Annotated in this window: 15 protein-coding genes; 4 read left to right on the top strand and 11 right to left on the bottom strand. The window is 59.9% G+C overall.

Annotation, left to right across the window (positions count from 1 at the left end; genetic code table 11):
* Positions 1-213 precede the first annotated feature (213 nt).
* Entirely contained in the window at positions 214-2,535 is a 2,322-nt protein-coding gene (locus Q0837_RS13460; protein ID WP_298470204.1) for a CDC48 family AAA ATPase, read from the top strand.
* Positions 2,536-2,543: 8 nt separating this feature from the next.
* Here the strand turns inward: Q0837_RS13460 and polA are convergent, their stop codons facing one another.
* Positions 2,544-5,378, bottom strand: coding sequence for a DNA polymerase I (gene polA / locus Q0837_RS13455; RefSeq protein WP_298470202.1), 2,835 nt, complete (start codon positions 5,376-5,378; stop codon positions 2,544-2,546).
* A 283-nt stretch (positions 5,379-5,661) separates the two neighbouring features.
* Here polA and Q0837_RS13450 point away from each other — a divergent pair, with 283 nt between their 5' ends.
* Entirely contained in the window at positions 5,662-5,952 is a 291-nt protein-coding gene (locus Q0837_RS13450; RefSeq protein WP_298470200.1) for a hypothetical protein, read from the top strand.
* An 81-nt stretch (positions 5,953-6,033) separates the two neighbouring features.
* Here Q0837_RS13450 and Q0837_RS13445 read toward each other — a convergent pair whose 3' ends face one another.
* Entirely contained in the window at positions 6,034-7,053 is a 1,020-nt protein-coding gene (locus Q0837_RS13445; RefSeq protein ID WP_298470198.1) for a serine hydrolase, read from the bottom strand.
* 299 nt (positions 7,054-7,352) lie between these two features.
* Here Q0837_RS13445 and Q0837_RS13440 point away from each other — a divergent pair, with 299 nt between their 5' ends.
* Positions 7,353-9,722, top strand: a complete 2,370-nt coding sequence (locus Q0837_RS13440; protein WP_298470197.1) for a DUF305 domain-containing protein — start codon at positions 7,353-7,355, stop codon at positions 9,720-9,722.
* Between the two features lie 81 nt (positions 9,723-9,803).
* Here the strand turns inward: Q0837_RS13440 and Q0837_RS13435 are convergent, their stop codons facing one another.
* From Q0837_RS13435 to Q0837_RS13420, 4 genes are all read right to left on the bottom strand, one after another.
* Entirely contained in the window at positions 9,804-11,645 is a 1,842-nt protein-coding gene (locus Q0837_RS13435) for a DUF885 family protein (protein WP_298470196.1), read from the bottom strand.
* 139 nt (positions 11,646-11,784) lie between these two features.
* Positions 11,785-13,440: a chaperonin GroEL gene (groL, locus tag Q0837_RS13430; protein ID WP_298470194.1), complete on the bottom strand. Its 1,656-nt coding sequence runs from the start codon at positions 13,438-13,440 to the stop codon at positions 11,785-11,787.
* Between the two features lie 54 nt (positions 13,441-13,494).
* The gene (gene groES, locus Q0837_RS13425) at positions 13,495-13,782 is read right to left on the bottom strand and encodes a co-chaperone GroES (protein ID WP_298470192.1); all 288 of its coding nucleotides are present in this window, start codon (positions 13,780-13,782) and stop codon (positions 13,495-13,497) included.
* A 149-nt stretch (positions 13,783-13,931) separates the two neighbouring features.
* Entirely contained in the window at positions 13,932-15,323 is a 1,392-nt protein-coding gene (locus Q0837_RS13420) for an MATE family efflux transporter (RefSeq protein WP_298470190.1), read from the bottom strand.
* Positions 15,324-15,580: 257 nt separating this feature from the next.
* Here Q0837_RS13420 and Q0837_RS13415 point away from each other — a divergent pair, with 257 nt between their 5' ends.
* Positions 15,581-17,119 (top strand): hypothetical protein, encoded by a 1,539-nt coding sequence (locus tag Q0837_RS13415; protein ID WP_298470188.1) that lies wholly within the window; start codon positions 15,581-15,583, stop codon positions 17,117-17,119.
* Here the strand turns inward: Q0837_RS13415 and csgH are convergent.
* The 5 genes from csgH to Q0837_RS13390 all read right to left on the bottom strand — a co-directional run bounded on the left by csgH (position 17,116) and on the right by Q0837_RS13390 (position 22,251).
* Positions 17,116-17,454 carry a curli-like amyloid fiber formation chaperone CsgH gene (gene csgH, locus Q0837_RS13410; RefSeq protein ID WP_298470187.1) on the bottom strand — a complete coding sequence of 113 codons (339 nt, stop codon included), beginning with the start codon at positions 17,452-17,454 and terminating at the stop codon, positions 17,116-17,118. The two genes, Q0837_RS13415 and csgH, sit on opposite strands and share 4 nt — an antisense overlap.
* Entirely contained in the window at positions 17,451-18,227 is a 777-nt protein-coding gene (locus Q0837_RS13405; RefSeq protein WP_298470185.1) for a hypothetical protein, read from the bottom strand. The genes csgH and Q0837_RS13405 overlap by 4 nt, the downstream gene beginning before the upstream one ends.
* A gap of 20 nt (positions 18,228-18,247) precedes the next feature.
* Positions 18,248-18,955, bottom strand: a complete 708-nt coding sequence (locus tag Q0837_RS13400) for a hypothetical protein (RefSeq protein ID WP_298470183.1) — start codon at positions 18,953-18,955, stop codon at positions 18,248-18,250.
* 71 nt (positions 18,956-19,026) lie between these two features.
* Complete coding sequence (locus tag Q0837_RS13395; RefSeq protein WP_298470181.1) at positions 19,027-20,667, bottom strand: Curlin associated protein; 1,641 nt, start codon at positions 20,665-20,667, stop codon at positions 19,027-19,029.
* Positions 20,668-20,775: 108 nt separating this feature from the next.
* Positions 20,776-22,251 (bottom strand): hypothetical protein, encoded by a 1,476-nt coding sequence (locus Q0837_RS13390; RefSeq protein WP_298470179.1) that lies wholly within the window; start codon positions 22,249-22,251, stop codon positions 20,776-20,778.
* Positions 22,252-22,284: the final 33 nt, after the last annotated feature.

The raw sequence follows: 22,284 nt of genomic DNA, 5'->3' as shown, positions 1-22,284 counted from the left end.
ACAATATTCGATCCGCGAACATAACTGATCGTGCCTTTCAGGCATCCTCTCCCAAACTTTTCAAGCCCGGCCTCGTGCCGGGCTTTTTTCTGCCTGCAGCAGATTTGATACCCAAGAGCTGACCCAAGGGGGTTAGCGGTTTGCAATCACCTGCGCTCCTCCTTAGCTAGCGCAATCAATTGATTGCGACTCGTTTAGCTTAAAGGACTGCCCATGGCCGACGCCGATGCCGCCACTTCCAGCCGTACCGCGCGCCTCCAAGTCGCACCTGCGAGGCAGGAAGAATCGGGACAAGGCATCGCGCGGATGCCGCGCTCGGCATTCCAGGAGCTCGGCATCACGGAAGGCGACGTGGTTGAGATCACCGGCAAACGTGCGACCGCAGCCATTGCCATGGCCGCCTACCAGGAAGACGACACGCTGGATGTGGTTCGGCTCGACGGGTTGCAGCGCGGCAATGCTGAAGCGGGATCGGGCGAGCATGTTGAAGTCGTCGCAGCCGAATCCCGTCCAGCAACACGGGTGGTGTTTGCTCCGGCTCAGCGGGAAATGCGCCTGCAAGGGCCGACTCAGGCGCTCAAGCGGAATTTCTTCAGAAAGCCGCTGGTTGCAGGAGATCTGGTCGCCACAACCGGGCAGCAGCCGGTACAGAACATGCCGTCCGATGTGCGACAGCTGCTCCGCGCACCAGCTTATGCGCTGACCCAGATCCGCCTCTCGGTAGCGTCGACCAGCCCAAAGGGCATCGTCCACATCGACGAGAATACCGAAGTCGAATTGCGCACCGAGTTCGAAGAACCGCGCGACGCACGCGCGGTTGTGAATTACGACGATGTCGGCGGGATGGAAGACACCATCCAGCAGCTGCGCGAAATGGTCGAGCTGCCGCTACGCTATCCGGAGTTGTTCACGCGGCTTGGCGTCGACCCGCCCAAGGGCGTGTTGCTCCACGGCCCTCCCGGCACCGGCAAAACCCGGCTGGCGCAAGCGGTGGCCAATGAATCCGACGCTGAGTTCTTCACCATCAACGGTCCCGAAATCATGGGTTCGGGCTATGGTGAGAGCGAAAAGCGCCTGCGCGAAGTGTTTGAGGAAGCGACCCGCGCCGCGCCCGCTATCATTTTCATCGACGAGATCGACTCGATCGCCCCCAAACGCACGCAAGTGCCGGGCGAGGCTGAGAAGCGTCTGGTGGCGCAGCTGCTGACGCTGATGGACGGCCTTGAGGCGCGCGCCAACCTGGTGGTGATCGCAGCGACCAACCGCCCCGATGCGATTGATGAGGCGCTCCGCCGCCCGGGTCGCTTCGACCGCGAGATTGTCATTGGGGTGCCGGATGAAAGCGGCAGGCGCGAAATCCTTGCGATCCATATGCGCGGGATGCCGCTCGAAGAAGCGGTCGATATCAAGGAACTCGCGCGCGTTACCCATGGCTTCGTCGGTGCTGATATCGCTGCACTGGCGCGCGAGGCTGCGATCGACGCTGTCCGTCGGATCATGCCGCGGCTCGATCTGGATGAGCGGACCATTCCGCCTGACGTGCTCGAGGATTTGTGCGTCACCCGCGAGGACTTCCTCTCGGCGCTTAAACGCATTCAACCATCGGCGATGCGCGAAGTCATGGTGCAGATGCCCAACGTCTCATGGGACGATATCGGCGGCGTCGGCGATGCGATCGATAAGCTGAAAGAGGGGATCGAGCTACCGCTCAAAAACCCTGACGCGTTCCGGCGTCTAGGCATCCGCCCGGCGAAAGGCTTCCTGCTCTATGGGCCTCCGGGAACCGGAAAGACTTTGCTGGCTAAGGCCGTCGCGAAAGAAGCCGACGCCAACTTCATCTCGATGAAGAGCTCGGACCTACTTTCCAAATGGTACGGCGAAAGCGAACAGCAGATCGCGCGCCTGTTTCAGCGCGCCCGCGCCGTTGCGCCTTGCGTCCTGTTCATCGACGAGATCGACAGCCTCGTGCCCGCTCGCGGATCCGGACAGGGTGAACCGCAAGTCACAGGCCGCGTGGTCAACACGATCCTTGCCGAGATGGATGGGCTTGAAGAGCTGCAATCCGTGATTGTCGTGGGCGCGACCAACCGTCCGACACTCGTCGATCCGGCTTTGCTGCGGCCAGGCCGGTTCGACGAATTGGTCTATGTCGGCACGCCCGACGCGCCGGGTCGCCAACACATTCTCAAGATTCACACCAGCGGTATGCCGCTTGCGGACGATGTCGATCTGGTCGCGATTGCCGAGAAGACGGCACGTTTCACCGGCGCCGATCTCGAAGACGTGGTGCGCAGGGCCGGACTCGGCGCGCTTAGGCGTGTCGGCGGCGAAGTTTCCGAGGTTTCTGCCGAAGATTTCGACGAGGCGCTGAAGGATTCGCGCGCCACGGTCACGTCCAAGATGGAAGCCGAATATCGCAAGATGCGCGGCGAACTGAAAAAGCGCGCCGCCGAGGTCAATCCGATTGGCTTCCTTGTGCCAGAAACGCTTGAACCAACGCGGGCCAAGAAGCACGGCGAGCCCGAGAAAGACTAGCGTCGTTGTTAGTGCGCTGCGTCCCAGCTCGCACCCGTGCCGATATCGATTGCTAGCGGCACGTCGAGGGACACGGCTGGTAGTGCAGCTTCGGCCATCACTCGCTCGATGATCGGCGATGCAGCAGCAACGTCGCTCTCGGGCAGTTCGAACACCAGTTCATCGTGCACCTGCAACAGCATGCGCACCTGATTAAGGCCCGCGTCGCGCAGAGCAGGCAGCATCCGCGCCATCGCGCGCTTGATGATGTCGGCGCTGGTTCCCTGAATGGGTGCGTTGATCGCTGCGCGTTCTGACCCTTGGCGCTCAGCCTGGTTCTTGGACTTGATGCGCGGGAACCACGTCTTGCGCCCGAACAGTGTCTCCGAATAGCCGAACTCGCGCACGCTTTCGAGCGTCTCCATGATGTAGCGCTGGATACCGGGAAAGCGCTGGAAATAGGTGTCGATCATCGCTTGCGCTTCATCCGGTTCCACTTCGAGCCGGCCCGCGAGCCCCCAGCGTGAGATGCCGTAGAGGATCGCGAAGTTGATCGTCTTGGCCTGCGCGCGGGTGTCGCGAGTGACTTCGCCAAACATCTCGGTTGCCGTGCGGGCGTGGATGTCCTCGCCATTGGCAAAGGCTTCTTTGAGCGTATCGACCTCGGCCATATGCGCAGCGAGCCGAAGCTCGATTTGCGAATAGTCCGCGGCGAGCAGGACGTTTCCGGTTTCGGGTACGAAAGCCTCACGGATCTGGCGGCCGATGGCAGTCCGGATCGGGATGTTCTGCAGGTTGGGATCGGTCGAGGAGAGCCGACCGGTCTGCGCGCCTACCAGCGAATAGCTCGTATGAACCCGCCCGGTATTTGGGTTGATCGCCTGCTGCAGTGCATCGGTGTAGGTCGATTTGAGCTTTGCCAGTTGGCGCCATTCCAGCACCTTGTTGGCAATCGGCGCATCTTCGCCCGCCAGTCTTTCGAGGACCGACTGATCGGTCGAATATTGCCCACTCTTGCCTTTCTTGCCGCCCTTGTAGTCGAGCTTGTCGAACAGGATTTCGCCCAATTGCTTGGGGCTGCCAACCGCGAATTCCTGACCGGCAAGTTCGTGTATCTCGCCTTCCAGACGGCCAATCTCCTTGGCGAACTCCCCTGAGAGACCAGCCAAGCGCTCACGGTCGACCTTGATCCCTTCGCGTTCCATTCCAGCGACCACCGGGATCAGCGGACGGTCGACACGTTCGTAGACTTTGGTTCCGCCTTCTTCGGCCAGACGCGGCTTGAGATGTTGGTATAGTCGCCACGTTACATCGGCGTCTTCCGCAGCGTATTCAGTCGCGCGATCGAGCGGGACCTCGCCAAACGGGATCTGTTTCTTGCCGGTCCCGCACACTTCCTTGAACGATAAGGGAGTGTGGCCGAGATGTCGGTCGGACAGCTCGTCCATGCCGTGCCCGCCGCCAATCCCGGCTTCCCCGCGCCCGGCGTCGAGATCGAAGCTGACGATCATCGTATCTTCGATCGGGCTGACCATTACGCCATAGCGCGCCAAAACGTTGAGATCGTATTTGCCGTTTTGGAAGATCTTGGTGACAGAATCGTCCTCGAGCAGTGGCTTTAGTGCGGCAATGGCCGCGTCGAGGTCGATCTGTTCGGGCTTTTCGTCGAACATGTCGGTGCCGCCATGCGCCAGCGGAATGTAGCACGCATCGTTGGGACCAAGCGCGAGGCTCACCCCGACCAGATCGGCCTGCATCGCATCGAGCGCGGATGTCTCGGTATCGACGGCCACCAGACGCGCCGCAGTAGCGCGGGCGACCCATGCTTCGAGCCGGTTCATGCTCTGCACAGTTTCGTAGGCGCCACGGTCGAGCTTTGGCATGTCTGGGATCGATTGGCGATTGCCCTGTTCGGTGCCCGCATCGCCGGCCTTGTCAGCTTTGTCAGGATGCAAATTGTTCGCGCGCTCAGGGCTGCCCGACCCTGTCCCCAGCCGCTTGAGAAGCGAAGTAAAGCCATGCTTTGCTAGGAACGCGGCAAGCGGTTCCTCGGGAATTTTGACCAGCTCCATATCGGTGAGTGCGACTGGAAGATCGCAATCCTCTTTCAGCGTCACCAGAACGCGGCTCATCTCCGCGTCTTCGCGACCTTCGAGCAAGCGCTCCTTCAGCTTCGATTTCTTCATCTCGGGAGCGAAATCGAGCGCGGCGGTGAGCGAGCCGTGTTCGCAGATCAGCTTGCTCGCGGTCTTCGGGCCTACGCCATAAATTCCGGGGATGTTGTCGACGCTGTCACCCATAAGCGCGAGGACATCGCCGACCAGCTCGGGCTCCACACCGAACTTCTCTTCGACCTCCGGAACATAGATGCGCGCGCTCTTCATCGTGTCGAGCATGTCGATACGTGCACCATCCACCTCGCCGATCAGCTGCATCAAATCCTTGTCGGATGAGACGATCGTGACATTCCAGCCTTGCCGCTGGGCTTCGCGGGCATAGGACGCGATCAGGTCATCGGCCTCCAGCCCCGCTTCTTCGATACAAGGCAGGCTGAAGGCGCGGGTGGCGTCGCGGATCAGCGGGAATTGCGGACGCAGATCCTCCGGCGGCTCCGGCCGATTGGCTTTGTATTCCGGGTAGATATCGTTGCGGAAGCTCTTCGAATCCTTGTCCAGGATCACGGCCAGATGGGTTGGCCCGTCTGCAGCATCCAAATCATCCGCGAGCTTCCAGAGCATCGTGGTGTAGCCATACACCGCTCCAACTGGCGTGCCTTCCGGATCGGTTAGCGGGGGCAGGCGGTGATAGGCGCGGAAGATGTAGGATGAACCATCGACGAGATAGAGATGTTGCTGTTCGGACATGGCAGGTTGCTAGCAGCCGAGGGCAGGGGGCGTAAGCCGCTTTGGTCGGAGTTTCACAATCCAAATGCGGGTCAATTGTGACCGCAAACTGCCTCAATTGCCGCTCAATCCGCCCTAAAATGGCCGAAAAAAGGCAGAAATATGGCAAAAGCGCCATAATTGACTTGCATTGCCACATTGCCGCCACTATTTAGATTGCAGAGTCGGGGGTCAGAAGCTCGGCTTTGGCGCAGTCCTGAGATAGGGCGCGCGAAATTCACTCGCTGAATAAGGAATTGAAATTATGCGTAAGTTCGTTCTTGCCGCTGCTGTTGCAACCTCGGCTCTGGGCCTCGCTGCTTGCGGCGAAACCGCTGACAAGGCCGGCGAAACCGTAGACGCCATGGCTGCTGACGCCGAAGCAAACGCTGAAGCCGTTACCGACGCTGCTGGTGAAGCTGCTGACGCGACTGCCGATGCCGCTGAAGGCGCTGCTGAAGCAACCGGCGAAGCTGTTGAAGGCGCCGCCGACGCTGCTGTTGAAACCGCTGAAGGCGCTGCCGACGCAGCTGCTGAAGCTGTTTCGGGCGAGTAATTCGCCGCAGCATTCTTCCGTAAGGAAGATAGCTAATTCAGGAAAGGGCGGTGCCGAAAGGCGCCGCCTTTTTCTTTTGGATCAACCGCCCGTGCGCGGCGCGTTGGTCCAGACCCGCTGGTTGCGCGCCTTGGCAGAGAAGCCGTCATAAAGTGCGCGCGCGATCGAAGCGATCCGCGCTTCGCGGTTACGCCGAGTGCCTTGCCCGGTGACATAAATCGCCACCGCAATCGCACGTCCATCGGGCGCTTCGATGATACCGATATCGCTCGATGTGTTGTTCAGCGATCCGGTCTTGTGGCTGACACGCGTATCGGAAGGCATGTTGGCAACGATCCGGCGCTTGCCAGTGACCGTGCGGCTCATCGCGCCGAGCAAAACTCGGCGGCTTTGATCCGAGAGAAAGTCGCCGCGGTAAAGCCCTTGCAGCAGTCGCACCATCGCTTTCGGTGTCGCGGAATCGCGTGGGTCAATCCAGGCCGCGGGATCGTATTCGCCGTCATCGCGCACTAGCGTAGCAATATCCCGGTCGATGCTGAAATCGTTGATGCCCTGACGCCGCATCCAGTCATTGACCTTCGCAGGGCCTCCGACCGCAGCAAGCAAAGTGTCAGTCGCCGGGTTACTCGACCGCGTGATCATGATTTCGATCAGGTCGATCGCAGGCATGTACTTGCCTTTGCGCTTGGGCGCGGCGGCGGATGAGAACTTGGCCGAACGGACGGGGAGCAGCAGCGGGAACTCGCTGGTTAGCGAGTACTTCCCTTGCTCGACCATTTCGAGATAGGCGGCAGCGACCGCAATCTTGCTGGTCGACGCCATCGGGAACAATTGGTCCCCCAGGACCATGATCTGCTCACCCGTGGCGAGATCCATGGCTGCAACGCCGATCCGGCCATTGTCGCCATTGGCAAGCTCGGCAATGCGCTGTTCGAAGCCGTTTGCATAAACGGCCTCATAAGTCTGCGGATTGCGCAGCTCGGTGCCAAGCGCACTATCGAAGCTGGCTTCAAGATCATTGGTCTGCGCGGAGGCAGGGCTGACGGTAAGAGCGATGCCTGCAAAGGCAGCGAATAGGGCGGACCAGCGTGAGGATGACATATGTAAACGATACTCCGTCAGGGTTACTGGCGTCTTAACAATGCAGCCCTAGAGGGCAGCGATTCGTCCCGGCAAGCGCTCGATTCGCCGCGCGCGATGAAAGGTGCGCCGAAAGCGACCGATTCCGCATTGTTAGGTTGGGCAGGCTATTTTCATGCAGTCTTGCGGAAGAAATCGAGGGCGATCGATGGTCAAATGAAATATTATATCATGGATTGTCAAGCCCCATGCTAATTGGCTTGACTGTGCGTCAAGGCTCGTCAGTGTAGCGGTCAATCAATCATCAGCAGGACTTCACGATGACCTCCAATACTTCTGCAGCGCGCGGTTCGCGCGCGATCCTCACCGCCATGCTGCTTGGCAGCTCTACACTCGCCCTTGCGCAAACCGCGCCGCAGATCGTCCAACCCGGTGCGCCGGGTCAGGCCAGCAAGGTTCTGACCGCAGATGAAGCGACCCAGCTCGCCAGCGCGAAGTACACCGATGCCGACGTGACCTTCATGCAAGGTATGATCGTGCATCATCAGCAAGCGGTGGAAATGGCCAAACTGGTCAAAGACCGCACCAACACCGAAGATATCGTCGCCATCGCCGGGCGGATCGAGTCCAGCCAGGACGATGAGATCATGTTCATGAATGAGTGGCTCTCGACCCGCGGTGAGAAGACCGTGATGGTCGGCACAAGCGGCCATGCAGGACACAACATGGGCGACCATTCAAACCATGCCATGGTTGATCACTCGACAATGGCCGGCATGGCGACGCCCGACCAGATGGCGGCACTGGCCGCTGCCGAGGGGACCGAGTTTGATCGCCAGTTCCTGACATTGATGATCGCCCATCACGAAGGCGCCATCGATATGGTCGATGAATTGTTGGGACAGCCCGGCAGCGCAGCCGACCCGATCCTGTTCCGCTTCGTTGGCGATATCGAGAACGATCAGAAGGCCGAGATCGACCGGATGGACGTGCTGCTCGCCGGTCTTTCGCCCGATCCGCGTGCTTCTCTTGCTTCGGGCTTTGACGATGCCGAAGAAGCGATCCTGAATTTGCGCAAGGTTGCGACGCTTTCAAAGCCTGCGGGTTTCTTCGACCCTGAGAACCCGGCAGATTTGCGTGTCGCTGTGCCCGATCGTGAAGATGACGAGGATGAGAGCGAAACCGAAGGCGAGGGCGGCGCTGCCGCAGTTCTTGCCAAGGCAAAGGCATTGGCCGAAGAGGCCGCAGAACTCGCAAAGGCGCTTGCCGAAAGCGATCAAGCCGATCCTACCTCCCCGCGCGAGGAAGAAGAGAGCCTTACCCAGTTCGCCGAACGCACGCCGTTGCTCGACTTCGCCAACACCGACATGGCGTTCTTCGACGACATCATGGTCGCGGGCAACTATCACGGCTTCAACATTTACAAGCTTGGTGACGATGGTGCGCCGACATTGATGAGCTCAGTGGTTTGCCCAGGCGGGCAAGGCGACGTCTCGGTCGCCGGCAACCTGCTAGTGATGAGCGTCGAACAAACCCGTGGCCGGGTCGATTGCGGACTGCAAGGCGTGCAGGCAGAGGTCAGCGAAGAGCGCTTCCGCGGCCTGCGCATTTTCGACATTTCCGATCTCACTGCGGTGCGTCAGGTTGGGCAGGTGCAAACTTGCCGTGGCAGTCACACGCACTCGATCGTCAGTGCCGATGATGAGAAGCTGATCGTCTACAATTCGGGGACGTCGCGCGTTCGCGAGCAGGAAGAACTCGCGCGCTGCATCGATAACCCCGCCGATAGCCGGACGGCTCTGTTCAGCATCGACGTAATCGAGATTCCGATTGCCGATCCGTCACAGTCGCGCATCGTCAGCAGTCCGCGCGTGTTCGCTGATGCCGAAACCGGAGAGATTGCCGGTCTGTGGGAAGGCGGCGAAAGCGAGGAAGGTGCGCAGGACACGCGCCAGACCAACCAATGCCATGACATCACCGTCTTCCCGAGCCTGAACCTCGCCGCTGGCGCTTGTTCGGGCAATGGAATCCTGATGGATATTTCCGACCCGATGAACCCGGTCCGGATCGATGCGGTGTTCGACAAGGGTTTTGCCTATTGGCACTCCGCGACCTTCAACAACGATGGCACGAAGGTCGTCTTCACCGACGAATGGGGAGGGGGCGGACGTCCGCGTTGCAAGGCATCCGACCCGATGACGTGGGGCGCCAATGCGATCTACGATATCGTCGACGGCAAGCTTGAATTCCGCAGCCACTACAAGATGCCGGGGCCGCAGGGAGAGTATGAGAACTGCGTCGCGCATAACGGCTCGATCATTCCGGTGCCGGGCCGCGATATCTTTGTGCAGTCCTGGTATCAGGGCGGGATCAGCGTGATGGACTTCACCGACAGCGCCAACCCGAAAGAGATCGCCTATTTCGACCGCGGCTCGATCAGCGATGAACAGCTGGTAGTGGGCGGATATTGGTCATCCTATTGGTACAATGGCAGGATCTACGGAACCGAGATCACCCGCGGGATCGACGTGTTCGCACTGGAGTCAAGCGAGCATCTCACCGCAGCCGAAATCGCGGCAGCGGAAGAGGCATCCTACGCCAACACCCGCTTCAACCCGCAGACGCAGACCCAAGTCACTTGGGATGCCGATGTAATCGAAGCCGCAGAGGCCAGCCGCAAAGGCGGCTAGGCCTTCCAACCGACAAACAAAAGGGGGCGGAGTAGCGTAGTGCTATTCCGCCCCTTTTTTATCTTTCCGGAGAAGTGCAGATCAGGCCGCTTTGACCTTCGCGATCCATTGATCGATCCGCTTTTCCAGCACCGATAGCGGCACCGAACCGCCGCCCAGAACCGTGTCGTGAAAGCCGCGAATGTCGAAGGCGTCGCCCAGTTCCTCTTCGGCTTTGGCCCGCAATTCCTGGATGCGGATCATGCCGATCTTGTAGGACGTCGCCTGACCGGGCAGCACGAAATAGCGGCGGACTTCGGATCGCACAGTTGTCTCTGGCATCGGCGAATTTGCAAGGAAGTAGTCGACTGCCTTCTGCTCGTTCCAACCCTTCGAGTGGATGCCCGTGTCGACCACTAAGCGGATCGCCCGCCACATCTCATTGGTGAGCCGCCCGAAGTCGGAATAGGGGTCTTCGTAGGCTCCCATCTCCTTGGCAAGTAGCTCGGAATACAGGCCCCAGCCCTCGCCAAAGGCTGGAATGTACCCGCCCTTGGCACGAAACTGCGGCATCTCGGTCAGCTCTTGCGCGATCGAGCTTTGCATATGGTGCCCGGGATTGCCTTCGTGATAAGCGATCGCTTCCAGCACGGGGATCGGCATCGCCCTCATGTCGGACAGGTGAGCGTAGTAGATACCCGGTCGCGACCCGTCGGGCGTGCCGACGCGGTAGTGCTGAGCGGCGCCATCCTGTTCGCGGAAAGGCTCGACCCGGCGCACTTCGAGCGGTGCCTTTGGCAATGTCCCGAAATAGTCGGGAAGTTTGGTAGTCAGAGTGTCGATATGCGCTTTGGCGCGGGCGATATACTCCTGCGCGCCGGCATCGTCGTTCGAGAAGAAGAACTGATCGTCCTCACGGGTGAAGGTGAAGAAATCGAGCAGGTCGCCCTCAAAGCCAACCTGATCCTTGATCGCCTCCATTTCGCCGCGAATGCGCGCGACTTCGGCGAGGCCCGTTTCATGGATTTCGTCAGCTGTCAGCTCGGTCGTGGTCATCAGGCCGAGGCGGTAATTGTAGAAGTCCTCGCCATTGGCGAGAGCTCCGACGCCCTGAGCGATGTCGCCTGTGTTCGCGCGGTCTTGCGTGAACCATTCGATCACGCGCTGATAGGCTGGTGCCATCTGATCGATCAGAGCCGTGCGGGCTTCTTCGCGCAATTCATCGGCGCGTTCCTGACTGATCGCACCGTCTTCGACCAGCTTGGACAGGTGCCCTTCGCTGGCAGCCCATAGTGCCGAGGGCTCGCGATCATCGAACGGTGCGCCGCTGATTAGTTTGCCCGACTCATTGATGACAGCGTCATAGGCGTAGCGGGGTGGACGCGTGCCAGCTTCGGCATTGGCTTGAGCGCGTGCGAGCAGTTGATCCATCGCCGTGCCGATCCCGCCAAGCCGAGCGATGAATGCGGTCATATCGCTTTCATCCTCGACCTTATGCTGGGTCAGCAGGAAACTTGGTAGCCCGGTATGCAGGCCGTTCATCTGGGTGAGGATGTATTCTTGCTCGCGGAAGTCTGCAGCGGCTTCGGCCTGATCCTTGCGGAATTGCCACATGTCCCATGACAGCTTGGCTTCGTCGGTCAGCTCGTCATAGTCGAAATTGGCTTCCATCTCGGCGGTTGCCTGCTGCCACCACTTAAGCTGCGCTTGCGCCGCTTCGACTGTGAAATCGTCGATCTTGTCGTAGTCGGTTTTGAGGCCCAGCGCAGTTTGCCGCAGCGGGCTGAATTTCAGCTCTTCCTCGAACTTCGTTTCAAACCAGTCATTCAGGCATTCGGTCTGCGTGGTCGCGCATTCGATGGTCGCAACCGGCGCCGATGTCATCGCATCGCATCCTGCAAGCGCGGCGGAGGCTAGCAGAGCGGCAGCTAGTCTTGTCTTCACGAACGGTCCCCTTGTGAGAAAATCATGCCAAAGCATGCTCCAGCGACGCAGGAAAGGGAACCCGCCAATTCGACCAACAAAAAACCCCGGAAGACGAACGTCCTCCGGGGCCTTTTTGTAAGCGTGGAAGTGACCGAGCTTAGAAGCCCATGCCTCCGCCCATGCCGCCCATGCCGCCCATATCGGGCATTGGCGGACCGCCAGCGGCCTTGTCTTCCGGAGCGTCGGTGATTGCCGCTTCGGTGGTGATCAGCAGGCCAGCAACCGAAGCTGCGTCCTGAAGTGCGGTGCGTACGACCTTGGTCGGGTCGATCACGCCTGCTTCGACGAGGTTCTCATAGGTGTCGGTCGCGGCATTGAAGCCCTGCGTTTCGTCGCCTTCACGCAGCAGGTTGCCAGAGACAACCGCGCCATCGTGACCGGCGTTCTGAGCGATCTGACGGACCGGAGCGAGGATCGCGCGGCGCACGATGTCCATACCGCGGGTCTGATCGTCATTGTCGCCCTTCAGGCCTTCGAGCACCTTCGATGCGTAAAGCAGCGCGGTACCGCCGCCCGGGACGATGCCTTCTTCGACAGCAGCGCGGGTGGCGTGGAGCGCGTCATCAACGCGGTCCTTGCGTTCCTTCACTTCGACTTCCGAAGCGCCGCCAACCTTGATCACGGCAACACCGCCGGCGAGCTTCGCCAGACGTTCCTGCAGCTTCTCACGGTCGTAGTCGCTGGTGGTGGCTTCCATCTGAGCCTTGATCTCACCGACTCGGGCCTGGATGTCTTCCTGGCTACCGGCGCCGTCGACGATGGTGGTGTTGTCCTTGTCGATGGTGACGCGCTTGGCTTCACCCAGCATGCCGAGCGTAACGTTCTCGAGCTTGATGCCCAGATCTTCGCTGACCATTTCGCCCTTGGTAAGGATCGAGATGTCCTGCAGCATCGCCTTGCGACGATCGCCGAAGCCCGGTGCCTTGACCGCTGCAACCTTCAGGCCGCCGCGCAGCTTGTTGACCACGAGGGTCGCGAGCGCTTCGCCTTCGATATCTTCAGCGATGATCAGCAGCGGACGACCGCTCTGAACAGCTGCTTCGAGAACTGGCAGCATCGACTGCAGGTTCGACAGCTTCTTTTCGTGGATCAGGATGTACGGGTTGTCGAGTTCGACAGTCATCTTGTCCGGGTTGGTGATGAAGTACGGCGACAGGTAGCCGCGATCGAACTGCATGCCTTCAACCACGTCGAGCTCGAATTCGAGACCCTTGGCTTCCTCGACGGTGATGACGCCTTCTTTGCCAACCTTTTCCATCGCTTCAGCGATTTTCTCGCCGACTTCTTTATCGCCATTGGCAGAAATGATGCCGACCTGTGCGATTTCGGACGAACCGGCGACTTCTTTCGAACGACCGGCGAGGTTTTCGACGATCTTGGTGACAGCCGCATCGATGCCGCGCTTGAGGTCCATCGGGTTCATACCAGCGGCGACAGCAGTCATGCCTTCGCGGATGATAGCCTGACCAAGAACGGTGGCGGTAGTGGTGCCGTCACCGGCGAGGTCGTTAGTCTTGCTGGCGACTTCGCGCAGCATCTGTGCGCCCATGTTTTCGAACTTGTCGGTGAGTTCGATTTCCTTGGCGACGGTAACGCCGTCCTTGGTGATGCGCGGTGCGCCGAAGCTCTTGTCGATCACAACGTTGCGACCCTTCGGGCCGAGCGTCACTTTGACAGCGTTGGCGAGCGTGTCGACGCCCTTGAGGATGCCTTCACGGGCATCGCGGCCGAACTTTACGTCCTTGGCAGCCATGATTGTTTCTCCTGAAATTCGTTGAGTAAGAAGTAAGCGTTAAGGGTCAGGCGATCAGCCAATGATCCCCATGATGTCGCTTTCCTTCATGATCAGCAGGTCTTCACCGTCGATCTTGACTTCGGTGCCAGACCACTTGCCGAACAGCACGCGGTCGCCGGCTTTGACGTCGAGTGCGATACGATCGCCGTCGTCGTCACGTGCCCCTTCGCCAACAGAGACGATTTCGCCTTCGCTTGGCTTTTCCTGGGCAGAGTCTGGAATGATGATGCCGCCAGCGGTCTTCTGGTCGGCTTCGATGCGGCGGACCACAACGCGGTCGTGCAGCGGACGAAATGCCATAATTGATGACCTTTCAGTTGAGTTGAATGAATGTCTCTTGGCACTCTCCTCTTGAGAGTGCCAACGCGGCGCATTTGGGGAGCACTGGGTGAGGAGTCAACACCAGCAACTGCACTTTTTTGAACGAATTCTGGGAGACTGCTGGCCGGTCAGGCCGGGCGAGTTGTCAATCCGAGCTTCTCGCGGCCCATCCAGCGCCAGGTCAGCAAGACAGCGGCGAAGGCCAGGCCCGCTGCCAGACCGATCCAAACCCCCGTGCCCTCCAGCGCGGTGAAGAAGCCCAGACCAATGGCAAGGCCGATGCCCGGCACCCAGTAACTGAAGATCGCGAACCACATCGGAACCCGTGTATCCTGCAATCCGCGCAAGGCCCCGGCGGCGACCGCCTGTACGCCGTCGACCAGTTGGAACATCGCCGCAAGCACGAGGTATTGCAGCGCAAAGCCGACCAGAGCCGCATTCTTTGCAGCATAGGGATCAACGTAAATCGACAGCAAGGTCATCGGGGCGAACAGCATGGCCAGCGCGGTCAGCGCCATGAATCCGGTGCCGATTACGATTGCAACCCAGCCGGCTCGCTGGATGCCAATGGGATCTCGAGCGCCGTAGAAATAGCCGACTCGAATGGTGACAGCCTGCCCCACTCCGAAGGGTACCTGAAAAGCGAGCGCCGCAAGCTGCAACGCTACTGTATGGCCAGCGAGTTCAGCCGCCCCGAACCGCCCCATCATAAACGCCGCCGCACCAAAGATCCCGGCTTCTGCCGTAACCGTGAGCGAGATGGGGGTGCCGATGCGCACAATCTGCCAGAAGCGCGGCCAGTCGGGCGACCAGAACCGACCGAACACATGGTAGCGGTGCAGCCTCACATCCGTGCGGATCGCAACGACATAGGCAGCTAACGTAATCAGCGCCGTGATAATCGTTGCGACCGCCGCACCTGTCAGTCCCAATTCGGGTGCGCCGAAATTGCCAAAGACGAACGCGTAATTCGCCACCGCATTCACGCCGATACCTACCGCTGTGATAGCGGTTGCAAAGATCGGCCTGCCGAGCGCGGAGACGAAGTTGCGCAGCACTGCTGCCAGCAGCATCGGAATCATCGAGAAGATGATAACGACGTTGTATTCGTTTGCGAGGCTGATGATCTCCTTCTGTTGCCCCGTAGCCCGCATGATCGGATCAAGGAGTAGGCAGATTCCCATACCGAGCACGCCGCTGAACACGGCCAGCCACAACGCCATCCGCACCGATCGCCGCACCGGTCTGACCGATGGCTTGCCCGACCCGATCGCTTCGGCGATGAGCGGCGCGACCGCCCCGGTAAGCGCGGTCATCGCCCATAGCACCAGCCCGAACAGCGACACGGCCAGAGCCGATGCTGCCAGCGGTTCGTCACCCAATCGCGCGATGAAAATCACGTCGATAGCATAGGTCAGCATCTGCAAAAGATTGGCGAGCGCAAGCGGCCACGCGAGCGTCAATGTCGCCCGTAGCTCCTCGCCCCAACTCGGCGTTTCAAGAGGTGCTGTCTCGCGCATAAAGCCGGCCCGGATACGCGTATGGGCGAGTCGTGGGAAGCGCTAAATGCCGAAGGAGGCAGGGTGGCTTGGCACCACACGCCGATTCGCGAATTCTCGGTGATGAATGGCGGTTTGTGTGTGTTGACGCGGCACGGATTGCCAAAACACGCGAACATTCAGGAAACAAAGCACGCAAATGGCCGGATTCGAGGGGATTCTGCTTCCCACAGGTGGCGGCAGGCCGCATAATTGCACTTCGTTTGGGGGCGAGGACGATGGGCTTCGAAGGCCAGTTTTCGGAAAGCTTTGCCGGCTGGTCGCAGGAGGTGCGTTCAGGCCGTTCCCTTGCGCGCGCCGACGAAGAGGTTCTTGAGCGCCAGTCCCGCGGTCCGCTCATTCCCAACATCGTGAAGTATCGCCTGCTGCCGGGCACTGCCGTGGTTGCGATTGCGCTTACAGCTCCAGGCTTTTCGCAGGGAGCGGGGGATCTCAAAGAGCAACCGATCGCGGCCCCTGATCCGATTGCATTTGCACAGCCGGCGGGATTTGCAGAAGCGGCGCAGGCCAGCCCGGTTCGGATATCGCAAGGGTTGGGAGACTTCGGCGCGGAACCGATTGAGGTGCTGCAGGCACCGGTTGTCGAAGCGACGCTCTCTTTGGCGGCTCAGCCCACGGAATTGGTGGCTCTTCCAATTGCGCCGGAAGCCACCGTTGCGCGGCTAGACCCAACCGTGTCCCGAACATCCTTCGCGGCTGCCTTCGAACCTTTTGCAGGCTCTGATGAAAGTATTGGCGACGCTGCAATCGTAGCGGTTCCCGAAGCCGTTGAAGTCACTTCGGTTGTGCTTCCCGAGCTTGCAGAGGTGCCCGCTGGGCATTCTGACAATGTGGTCTTGGAGACATCGCAGGCAGTCACACAGATCGTTACAATTCAAGCTCCTCAACTGGCGAAGGTCGAGCTGCCAATTTCCGCTCTCTCAGCGGGACGCATCCCGCAGATTGAACTCGCTGGCCTAGATGTCGAGCCGGTGGTGTTGCCACTGGTGGAAGCCGCCACCACAGTCGGCAATGACGAATTGTCCGCTTCTGCGAGTATTGACGCATTTGAGTCTGTTACACAGGCCGAAACTGCAGCGCCAGTTTCCGACTTCGCGATCCGGTCTGCCGCCCCTCAGCGGTCACCTGCACCCTCCGTCTCGGCGCGCAAGCCGGTTGTCTCTTCAGCAACGCCTACTCGCAGTGCGGCAATTGCTCCGCAGATTTCGGCGCTTCCGCCCACACGAGCAAGCGGCGCGCGCAACGATGCGATGCCAATTGTGGTCGATCGGGCTCAGGCTGTCCCAGCGCCAGCCGTGCAGGCTCCAGTACCCAGCGCCAAAGCTGGCTTTGCGAGCGCAGTCGATCCGCGCCGTCCAGCCAGCCTGCCGGTCTCTGGCAGCGTCAGTGGTTTCGATCTCAACATTGAGTCGCAGCTGATCACCCGGGTTGATGGGCAGGTGGCGGGTCAGCTCGATTTCAAACAGACCAACAATGCGCTCGCGGTCCGGCTGGGCTCGATCGTAGAATTGCTCCGCGATCGCTATGACATGAGCGAATTTGAGCGAATCACTGCGTCATCGGCCAGCGATCTGTTCGTGACCATGTCGCAGCTCCGCGATGCGGGAATTCCGATCACCTATGATCCAGTCTACGACGAGTTCAATGTCGGCACCCGTGACCACCGACCATCGGCAGCGCACAAGGTCCAGATTGATCAGATCGGATCGCCGCAGCGCAGTACCGAGCGTTCCGGGATCGACCAGGTCCGCCCTTAGTCGGCGCAAGACCCTTCGCTGAGTTCGTAGGGCGCGCGCCCTTCTTCTTCGACCATCACTCTGGCACACCATTTCCCGCTGGTGCTGACTTTGATCGTCGACAGCGTCTGCGGAGAATTGGCAGCCAATGTCAGGCTGCCGCTGTGCTTGCTGTTCGACGAACCGGTCACTTCGATAGCGAAGGAAACGTGCTGGGTCTTGGGTGAGTTGCCGTGCAATTCGACCTTGATCTGGTCGCCTTCTTTCGAGACTTCCATTTCGATTGCACGGTCATTGGGCTCCGTCGCATTTGCTGCGATCGTTTGTGCGGCCAGAAGGGCGAGCCAATGCGTCATTGCGGAGGACTTCCGGTTGCGCCGCCCAATTGCTGGACCAGCGCGTTGATGAGGGCTTGAGTGTCTGACGGCAGATCGCTGATTTGCGTGCCGCCAGGTTGCTCCGGCTGCGCCGGTTGCGGTGTTCCGAGAGCGACCGATGCGATTGCCTGGGTGTCGAGCGAGTTCGCATCGCCGCGCCCTGCATTACGCGCAAGCCGTTCGACGTCGCGTTCCAGCGTTGAGGCTGTGCGGGTTCGGTCGAGGCTTTCGCCAAGCAGCCGTTCCTCAGCGGACAGAGTGTTCACTTCGCGGACCGCGAACTCGGTGGAGCGCGTTTCGATGCGGGTTTGGCAAAGCTCGATCACGGCCGGAATGTCAGGCGGGTTGTCGCAGATGTCGGTGCCTTGGATCGCGTCGAGCAGCACTTGGCGCTCAGCGCTGGAGAGCTGTGCCAGCGTCCCCTCGAGATCACCGAGATTGAGCTGAGCGATGGCGCGCTCGCTGTCTTCGGTGCTGCTGATTTGCGGTGCTGCTCTGCTCCCGTCTGGCTGTGAGGCTTGATCCTGCCGTGCGTCAACGACGGGCGCCGTGACATCGGCTGAGCTGACCTGCACATCCTCTGACCAATAAGCGTTCGAGGCTTCGCCGCTTTCGATCTGCGAAGCTTCGGTGTCAGAGCTTTGGCGCGCTTTGGCCTCGCCGACTTGGGTGATCTGGCTGGCACTCTCTGAGCTGTCTTGTGCCACCAACGACCCCGCAGGGATCGCAAGCGCACCTGACAGCACGGTCAAGAGGGCAGCGCAGCGCAGGATCAGCCTCCCGATCCACCCGGCGGAGGAGCGAAAGCTGCGCCGGTGTTGCTCTGAGTGATTTCCATGGTGCTGCCGCCTTCCTGCGTGATCCGTAGGTCCGACAGGCCATCGCCTTGCTGCGTCCATTCAAGCCGGTTGCCCGAATTGAGCTGAGTGGCGGTCATGGTGTTCGCGTTCCCGTCCTGCGTCAGGCGCGCCTGATTGTCGCTGCCATCCTGGATCAGGGTGAGGTTGTTGTTGTCGCCGCGCTGCAGCACCGCCGCCGCCGATGAGAGCGCCGAAGTTTCGCGCTGCAACAGGATCGCGCTGTTGGTGTCGCCTTCCTGCGCGAACAGCAGTGTGGTGTCTCCGGTGCCCGCTTGCTCTGCCAGAAGGACATTGCCGTCGCCTTCTTGCGCTGCGCTTGCCCTGTGTGTGCCTGCACCGCTCTGGCTCAGCTCGGCATCGTTGTCTGCACCGTTCTGAATGATCCGCGCGAAAGAGCCGGAGTCTTCTTGAGAGATATCGGCGCGATTGGTTGTGCCGATCTGCGAAATGAATACTCCGCGCGATTCTTCGGCCTCGGGAATCTCTATCGCTCCGACCACGCCCTCCTCGCCCGAACCGCCAGTGTCTTGTGCGAGCGTCGGTGAGGCAAGTACTGCCAGAGCGAGCGCACAGATCGGCGCTGCCTTGAGGGCGGTTCTGATGGGAAGCGAAATCGTCATTATGGTTCTGTCTTACACTATTGCAGGTATCCGGGCGAGACGCGAAGTCCCGCCCGGGCCCCCTACGCCGTTTACATGCCCTGAGTGACAGTGGCGGTGCCGCCAGTGCCCGTCTGGGTCACGTTGGACGTGTTGAAGTCGCTCGACTGAGTCACCGTTGCGGTGTTCAGCGAACCGGTCTGCAGCACATCCGAAACGTTCCAATCGCCCGACTGAGTGACATCGGCGGAGTTGCCTGCGCCCGCGACAGTTCCCGTCTGGGTGATGTCGCTGTCATTGTTCGCGCCCGATTGAAGGACCGTCGCATCGCTGTTCCATCCATCCTGGGTGATCAGCGAAGTGTTCATCAGGCCGCTTTGTGTGACGTCAGCCATATTGGCCGATGCCGGGCTGCCCGATGCGCCGGTCTGCAAGATGGTCGAACTCGACCCGTCCGAACCCACCAGTTGATCGACGAAAGCCATATCATTCTGCGCATTGCCGATTTGGTCGATCGTCGAGGTTGCACCGATACCCGCCTGGAAAACGTCCGACATATTGCCGGTGTGTTCCTGCGTGATCACCGAGGTGTTGGTGGTGCCGGTTTGCAGCACCGTCAGCGAGTTGGCAGCGCCCGACTGGATGCCGGTCGACATGTTGCCATCACCCAGTTGATCGACATCGGCAGTCTGCGTCTTGTTCACCTGTGTGAGCGAAGACATGTTGCCGTTCCCAACCTGATTGACATCTGCAGTCAGGCCGAAATCGGGGTTGGCGACAGTCGTGAAGGTGAAGTCCTCTTGACTGACTGTCGATGTGTTGGCGTCGCCATCCTGATTGACCGTCGCGGAGAAGGAATTGGCACCTTCACCGTTGAAGGTCTGCGTGATCATCGAGTTGCTGGCACCGTCTTGCGTGACGATTGCATCCTGATTGATCGAGGACAGGCCTGCGGCCGTTTGCGTGATGGTCGACGTTGCGCCGTTGTCCTGCATGACACTGGCGTAGAGATCGCCGGAGTCTTCGCCGGATGCCGTTTGTGAGACCGTCGAATCCGATCCCGCGAACTGCGTGACTTCCGCAACCAGTCCGATTGCACCTGGACCAGATGCTGTCTGCGTCACCAGTGACGTCGAGTCGGTCTGGATAACAGTGGCGTGAAGCTGACGCGCGTGCTGTGCATCGACCGATTGCAAAACCGTTGAATCGCTGTTGCCGAACTGTGTGACATTGGCTTGCAGGCCGCCGGTGCTGGTCGTGTTGGCGATGTCTTGATCGATGACCGAGACGTTGTCGTCGCTCATCTGATCGACATTCGCGATGCTGTTATAGCCGGGCGCGACTGCATCCTGAGTGATCGTCGAAGTGTTGCGATCGCCGATCTGGCTCACGGTTGCTTCGGGATCTTCGGGAAGGCCGATCGTGTTGCGATCGTCGCCGTCATTCTGGGTGATGCTCGATGTGTTGGTCGAGCCATCCTGAGTGACGAATGCACCGGCACCGATCGAATCCTGATCGATGGTCGAGCTGTTAGTCGCACCATTTTGATCGACGGTCGCAACGTTGTCGTCACCGTCCTGATCGACGTCGGACATGTTCGATCCGACCTGCTCGACAGTGGCTCCGTTGCCGTTGCCATTTTGGTCGACTGTCGAAACGTTGCTCTGCGCGAAGGCAGGAGCAGCGGCCGCAAGAGCCAGGATCGATGCGCCTGTGATGATTGTCTTTTTCATTTTCTTGTTCCTTTCGGAGAACATGGCGGAGAGGCTCATGCTCTCAAGTTCTGAGAGGGAGTGCGGCCCGGATTGCGCGAAAGCGCTTTGCCGGGCCGCGGATCACCCTCAGAAGCTGCCCGATGGCGCAGCCGTATCCTGACCGACGAGGGCAGTGTTGCCGTTGCCGATCTGAGTCACGGAGGAGTTGTTCAGAGCGCCTGCCTGAGCGACATCGGCGGTGTTGAGTGCGCCGTCCTGCGAGATGAACGACACGTTGTCGGTGCCGAAATCGGTCAGACGAGCGGCGTTTTCATCACCGGCCTGCTCGATGGTCGAAGTGCCATCGATGCCATTCTGATCGACGATCGCCAGGTTCCCGAAGCTGCTGGCACCTGTCACGAAGGTAAGGCTGCTGCCAATACCTTGCGAAACATTCGAGGTGTTGCCGTCGCCCATCTGGGTGACCTCGGCAGTCTGACTGTCTCCAATCTGCAAAACACCGATGTTGCTGAGATCGCCAGGAACGCCCGACGTGTTGTTGTTGCCAATCTGCTCGACTGTTGCCGACTGATTGATGCCCAACTGCACAACCGACGCCCGGTTCTCATTGCCTTCCTGCGCAATCGAAGCGCTATCAGCTTCGATCAGCGGAACAGGGATGAAGCCGAACAACAGGCCTGCGGCATCGCTTTGGCCGATTTGGGCATTGTTGTCGTTGCCATCCTGCGTGATGATCGAACCGGAAGCCTCGGCCCGCTCACGGATCAGCGCGGTGTTGTCATTGCCGAACTGATCGACGCTGGCGGATGATCCGATTGCTACCTGATCGACGGTCGACATATTGTCTTCACCGTCCTGAAAGACATCGACAATGACGCCGGCACCGGCTTGATCGACGAGCGAGCGGTTTGAAACCCCGCTTTGATCGACGGTGACAAGAGCGCCGCTAGCAGTTTGGCCAACGTCAGAGAGGTTTTCCTGTCCACTCTGAGTCACAATGACAGCAGCCCCGCTGCCGGTCTGGGTTACCAGCGAGTTGTTACCGAGCGTACCAGCATCGCCATTGTCCTGCATGACGTCGACATTTGCGAAATCGCCGGTTTGCGTCACGTCAGAAACGTTCTGCGAACCGCTTTGATCGACGACGGTCGTGGCGAAATCGGCACCGATTGTCTGCAGTACGGTCGAGCTGTTGTCTTCACCGTTCTGGCTTACGTCGGCCAGCAGGTCGTCGCCTTCCTGGATGATCGAAGACAGGTTGCCTTCACCGATCTGGTCAACCTCAGCAGTTGAGTCGACCGCTGCGCCGCCCTGCTCGATTTCGGACTCGTTGGCATCGCCAGCGGTGCTTTCTTGATTGACCGTGGCGGTGTTGTCTGCGCCGTCCTGATCGATTTCGGAGATCGACTGGCCCGAGCCGGACTGATCCACGGTGGCAGTTTCGCCAACGCCGGTCTGTTCGATGTCCGAGCAATTGCCGCCCGAAGTGGTGGTGCAATCAGCGATGCCCGAAGACAGAGTTGCGCCTGAATCTTGAGCGATTGCGGCACCGCCCATCGCCAATGCGATGGCTGATGCGCCTGTGAGAATAAGAGTTTTCATATTTGATTTCCTTTGAAATGGCTAACCGTCGGC

Source organism: uncultured Erythrobacter sp., from assembly GCF_947499705.1.
Lineage (GTDB): Bacteria > Pseudomonadota > Alphaproteobacteria > Sphingomonadales > Sphingomonadaceae > Erythrobacter.
Note: the sequence above shows the minus strand (reverse complement) of the source record. Positions and strands in the feature narration are given on the sequence as shown.

Coding starts and splice junctions, on each gene's coding strand:
- Q0837_RS13460 (WP_298470204.1), top strand. CDS start 214: ATGGCCGACGCCGATGCCGCCACTTCCAGCCGTACCGCGCGCCTCCAA.
- polA (WP_298470202.1), bottom strand. CDS start 5,378: ATGTCCGAACAGCAACATCTCTATCTCGTCGATGGTTCATCCTACATC.
- Q0837_RS13450 (WP_298470200.1), top strand. CDS start 5,662: ATGCGTAAGTTCGTTCTTGCCGCTGCTGTTGCAACCTCGGCTCTGGGC.
- Q0837_RS13445 (WP_298470198.1), bottom strand. CDS start 7,053: ATGTCATCCTCACGCTGGTCCGCCCTATTCGCTGCCTTTGCAGGCATC.
- Q0837_RS13440 (WP_298470197.1), top strand. CDS start 7,353: ATGACCTCCAATACTTCTGCAGCGCGCGGTTCGCGCGCGATCCTCACC.
- groL (WP_298470194.1), bottom strand. CDS start 13,440: ATGGCTGCCAAGGACGTAAAGTTCGGCCGCGATGCCCGTGAAGGCATC.
- groES (WP_298470192.1), bottom strand. CDS start 13,782: ATGGCATTTCGTCCGCTGCACGACCGCGTTGTGGTCCGCCGCATCGAA.
- Q0837_RS13420 (WP_298470190.1), bottom strand. CDS start 15,323: ATGCGCGAGACAGCACCTCTTGAAACGCCGAGTTGGGGCGAGGAGCTA.
- Q0837_RS13415 (WP_298470188.1), top strand. CDS start 15,581: ATGGGCTTCGAAGGCCAGTTTTCGGAAAGCTTTGCCGGCTGGTCGCAG.
- csgH (WP_298470187.1), bottom strand. CDS start 17,454: ATGACGCATTGGCTCGCCCTTCTGGCCGCACAAACGATCGCAGCAAAT.
- Q0837_RS13400 (WP_298470183.1), bottom strand. CDS start 18,955: ATGACGATTTCGCTTCCCATCAGAACCGCCCTCAAGGCAGCGCCGATC.
- Q0837_RS13395 (WP_298470181.1), bottom strand. CDS start 20,667: ATGAAAAAGACAATCATCACAGGCGCATCGATCCTGGCTCTTGCGGCC.
- Q0837_RS13390 (WP_298470179.1), bottom strand. CDS start 22,251: ATGAAAACTCTTATTCTCACAGGCGCATCAGCCATCGCATTGGCGATG.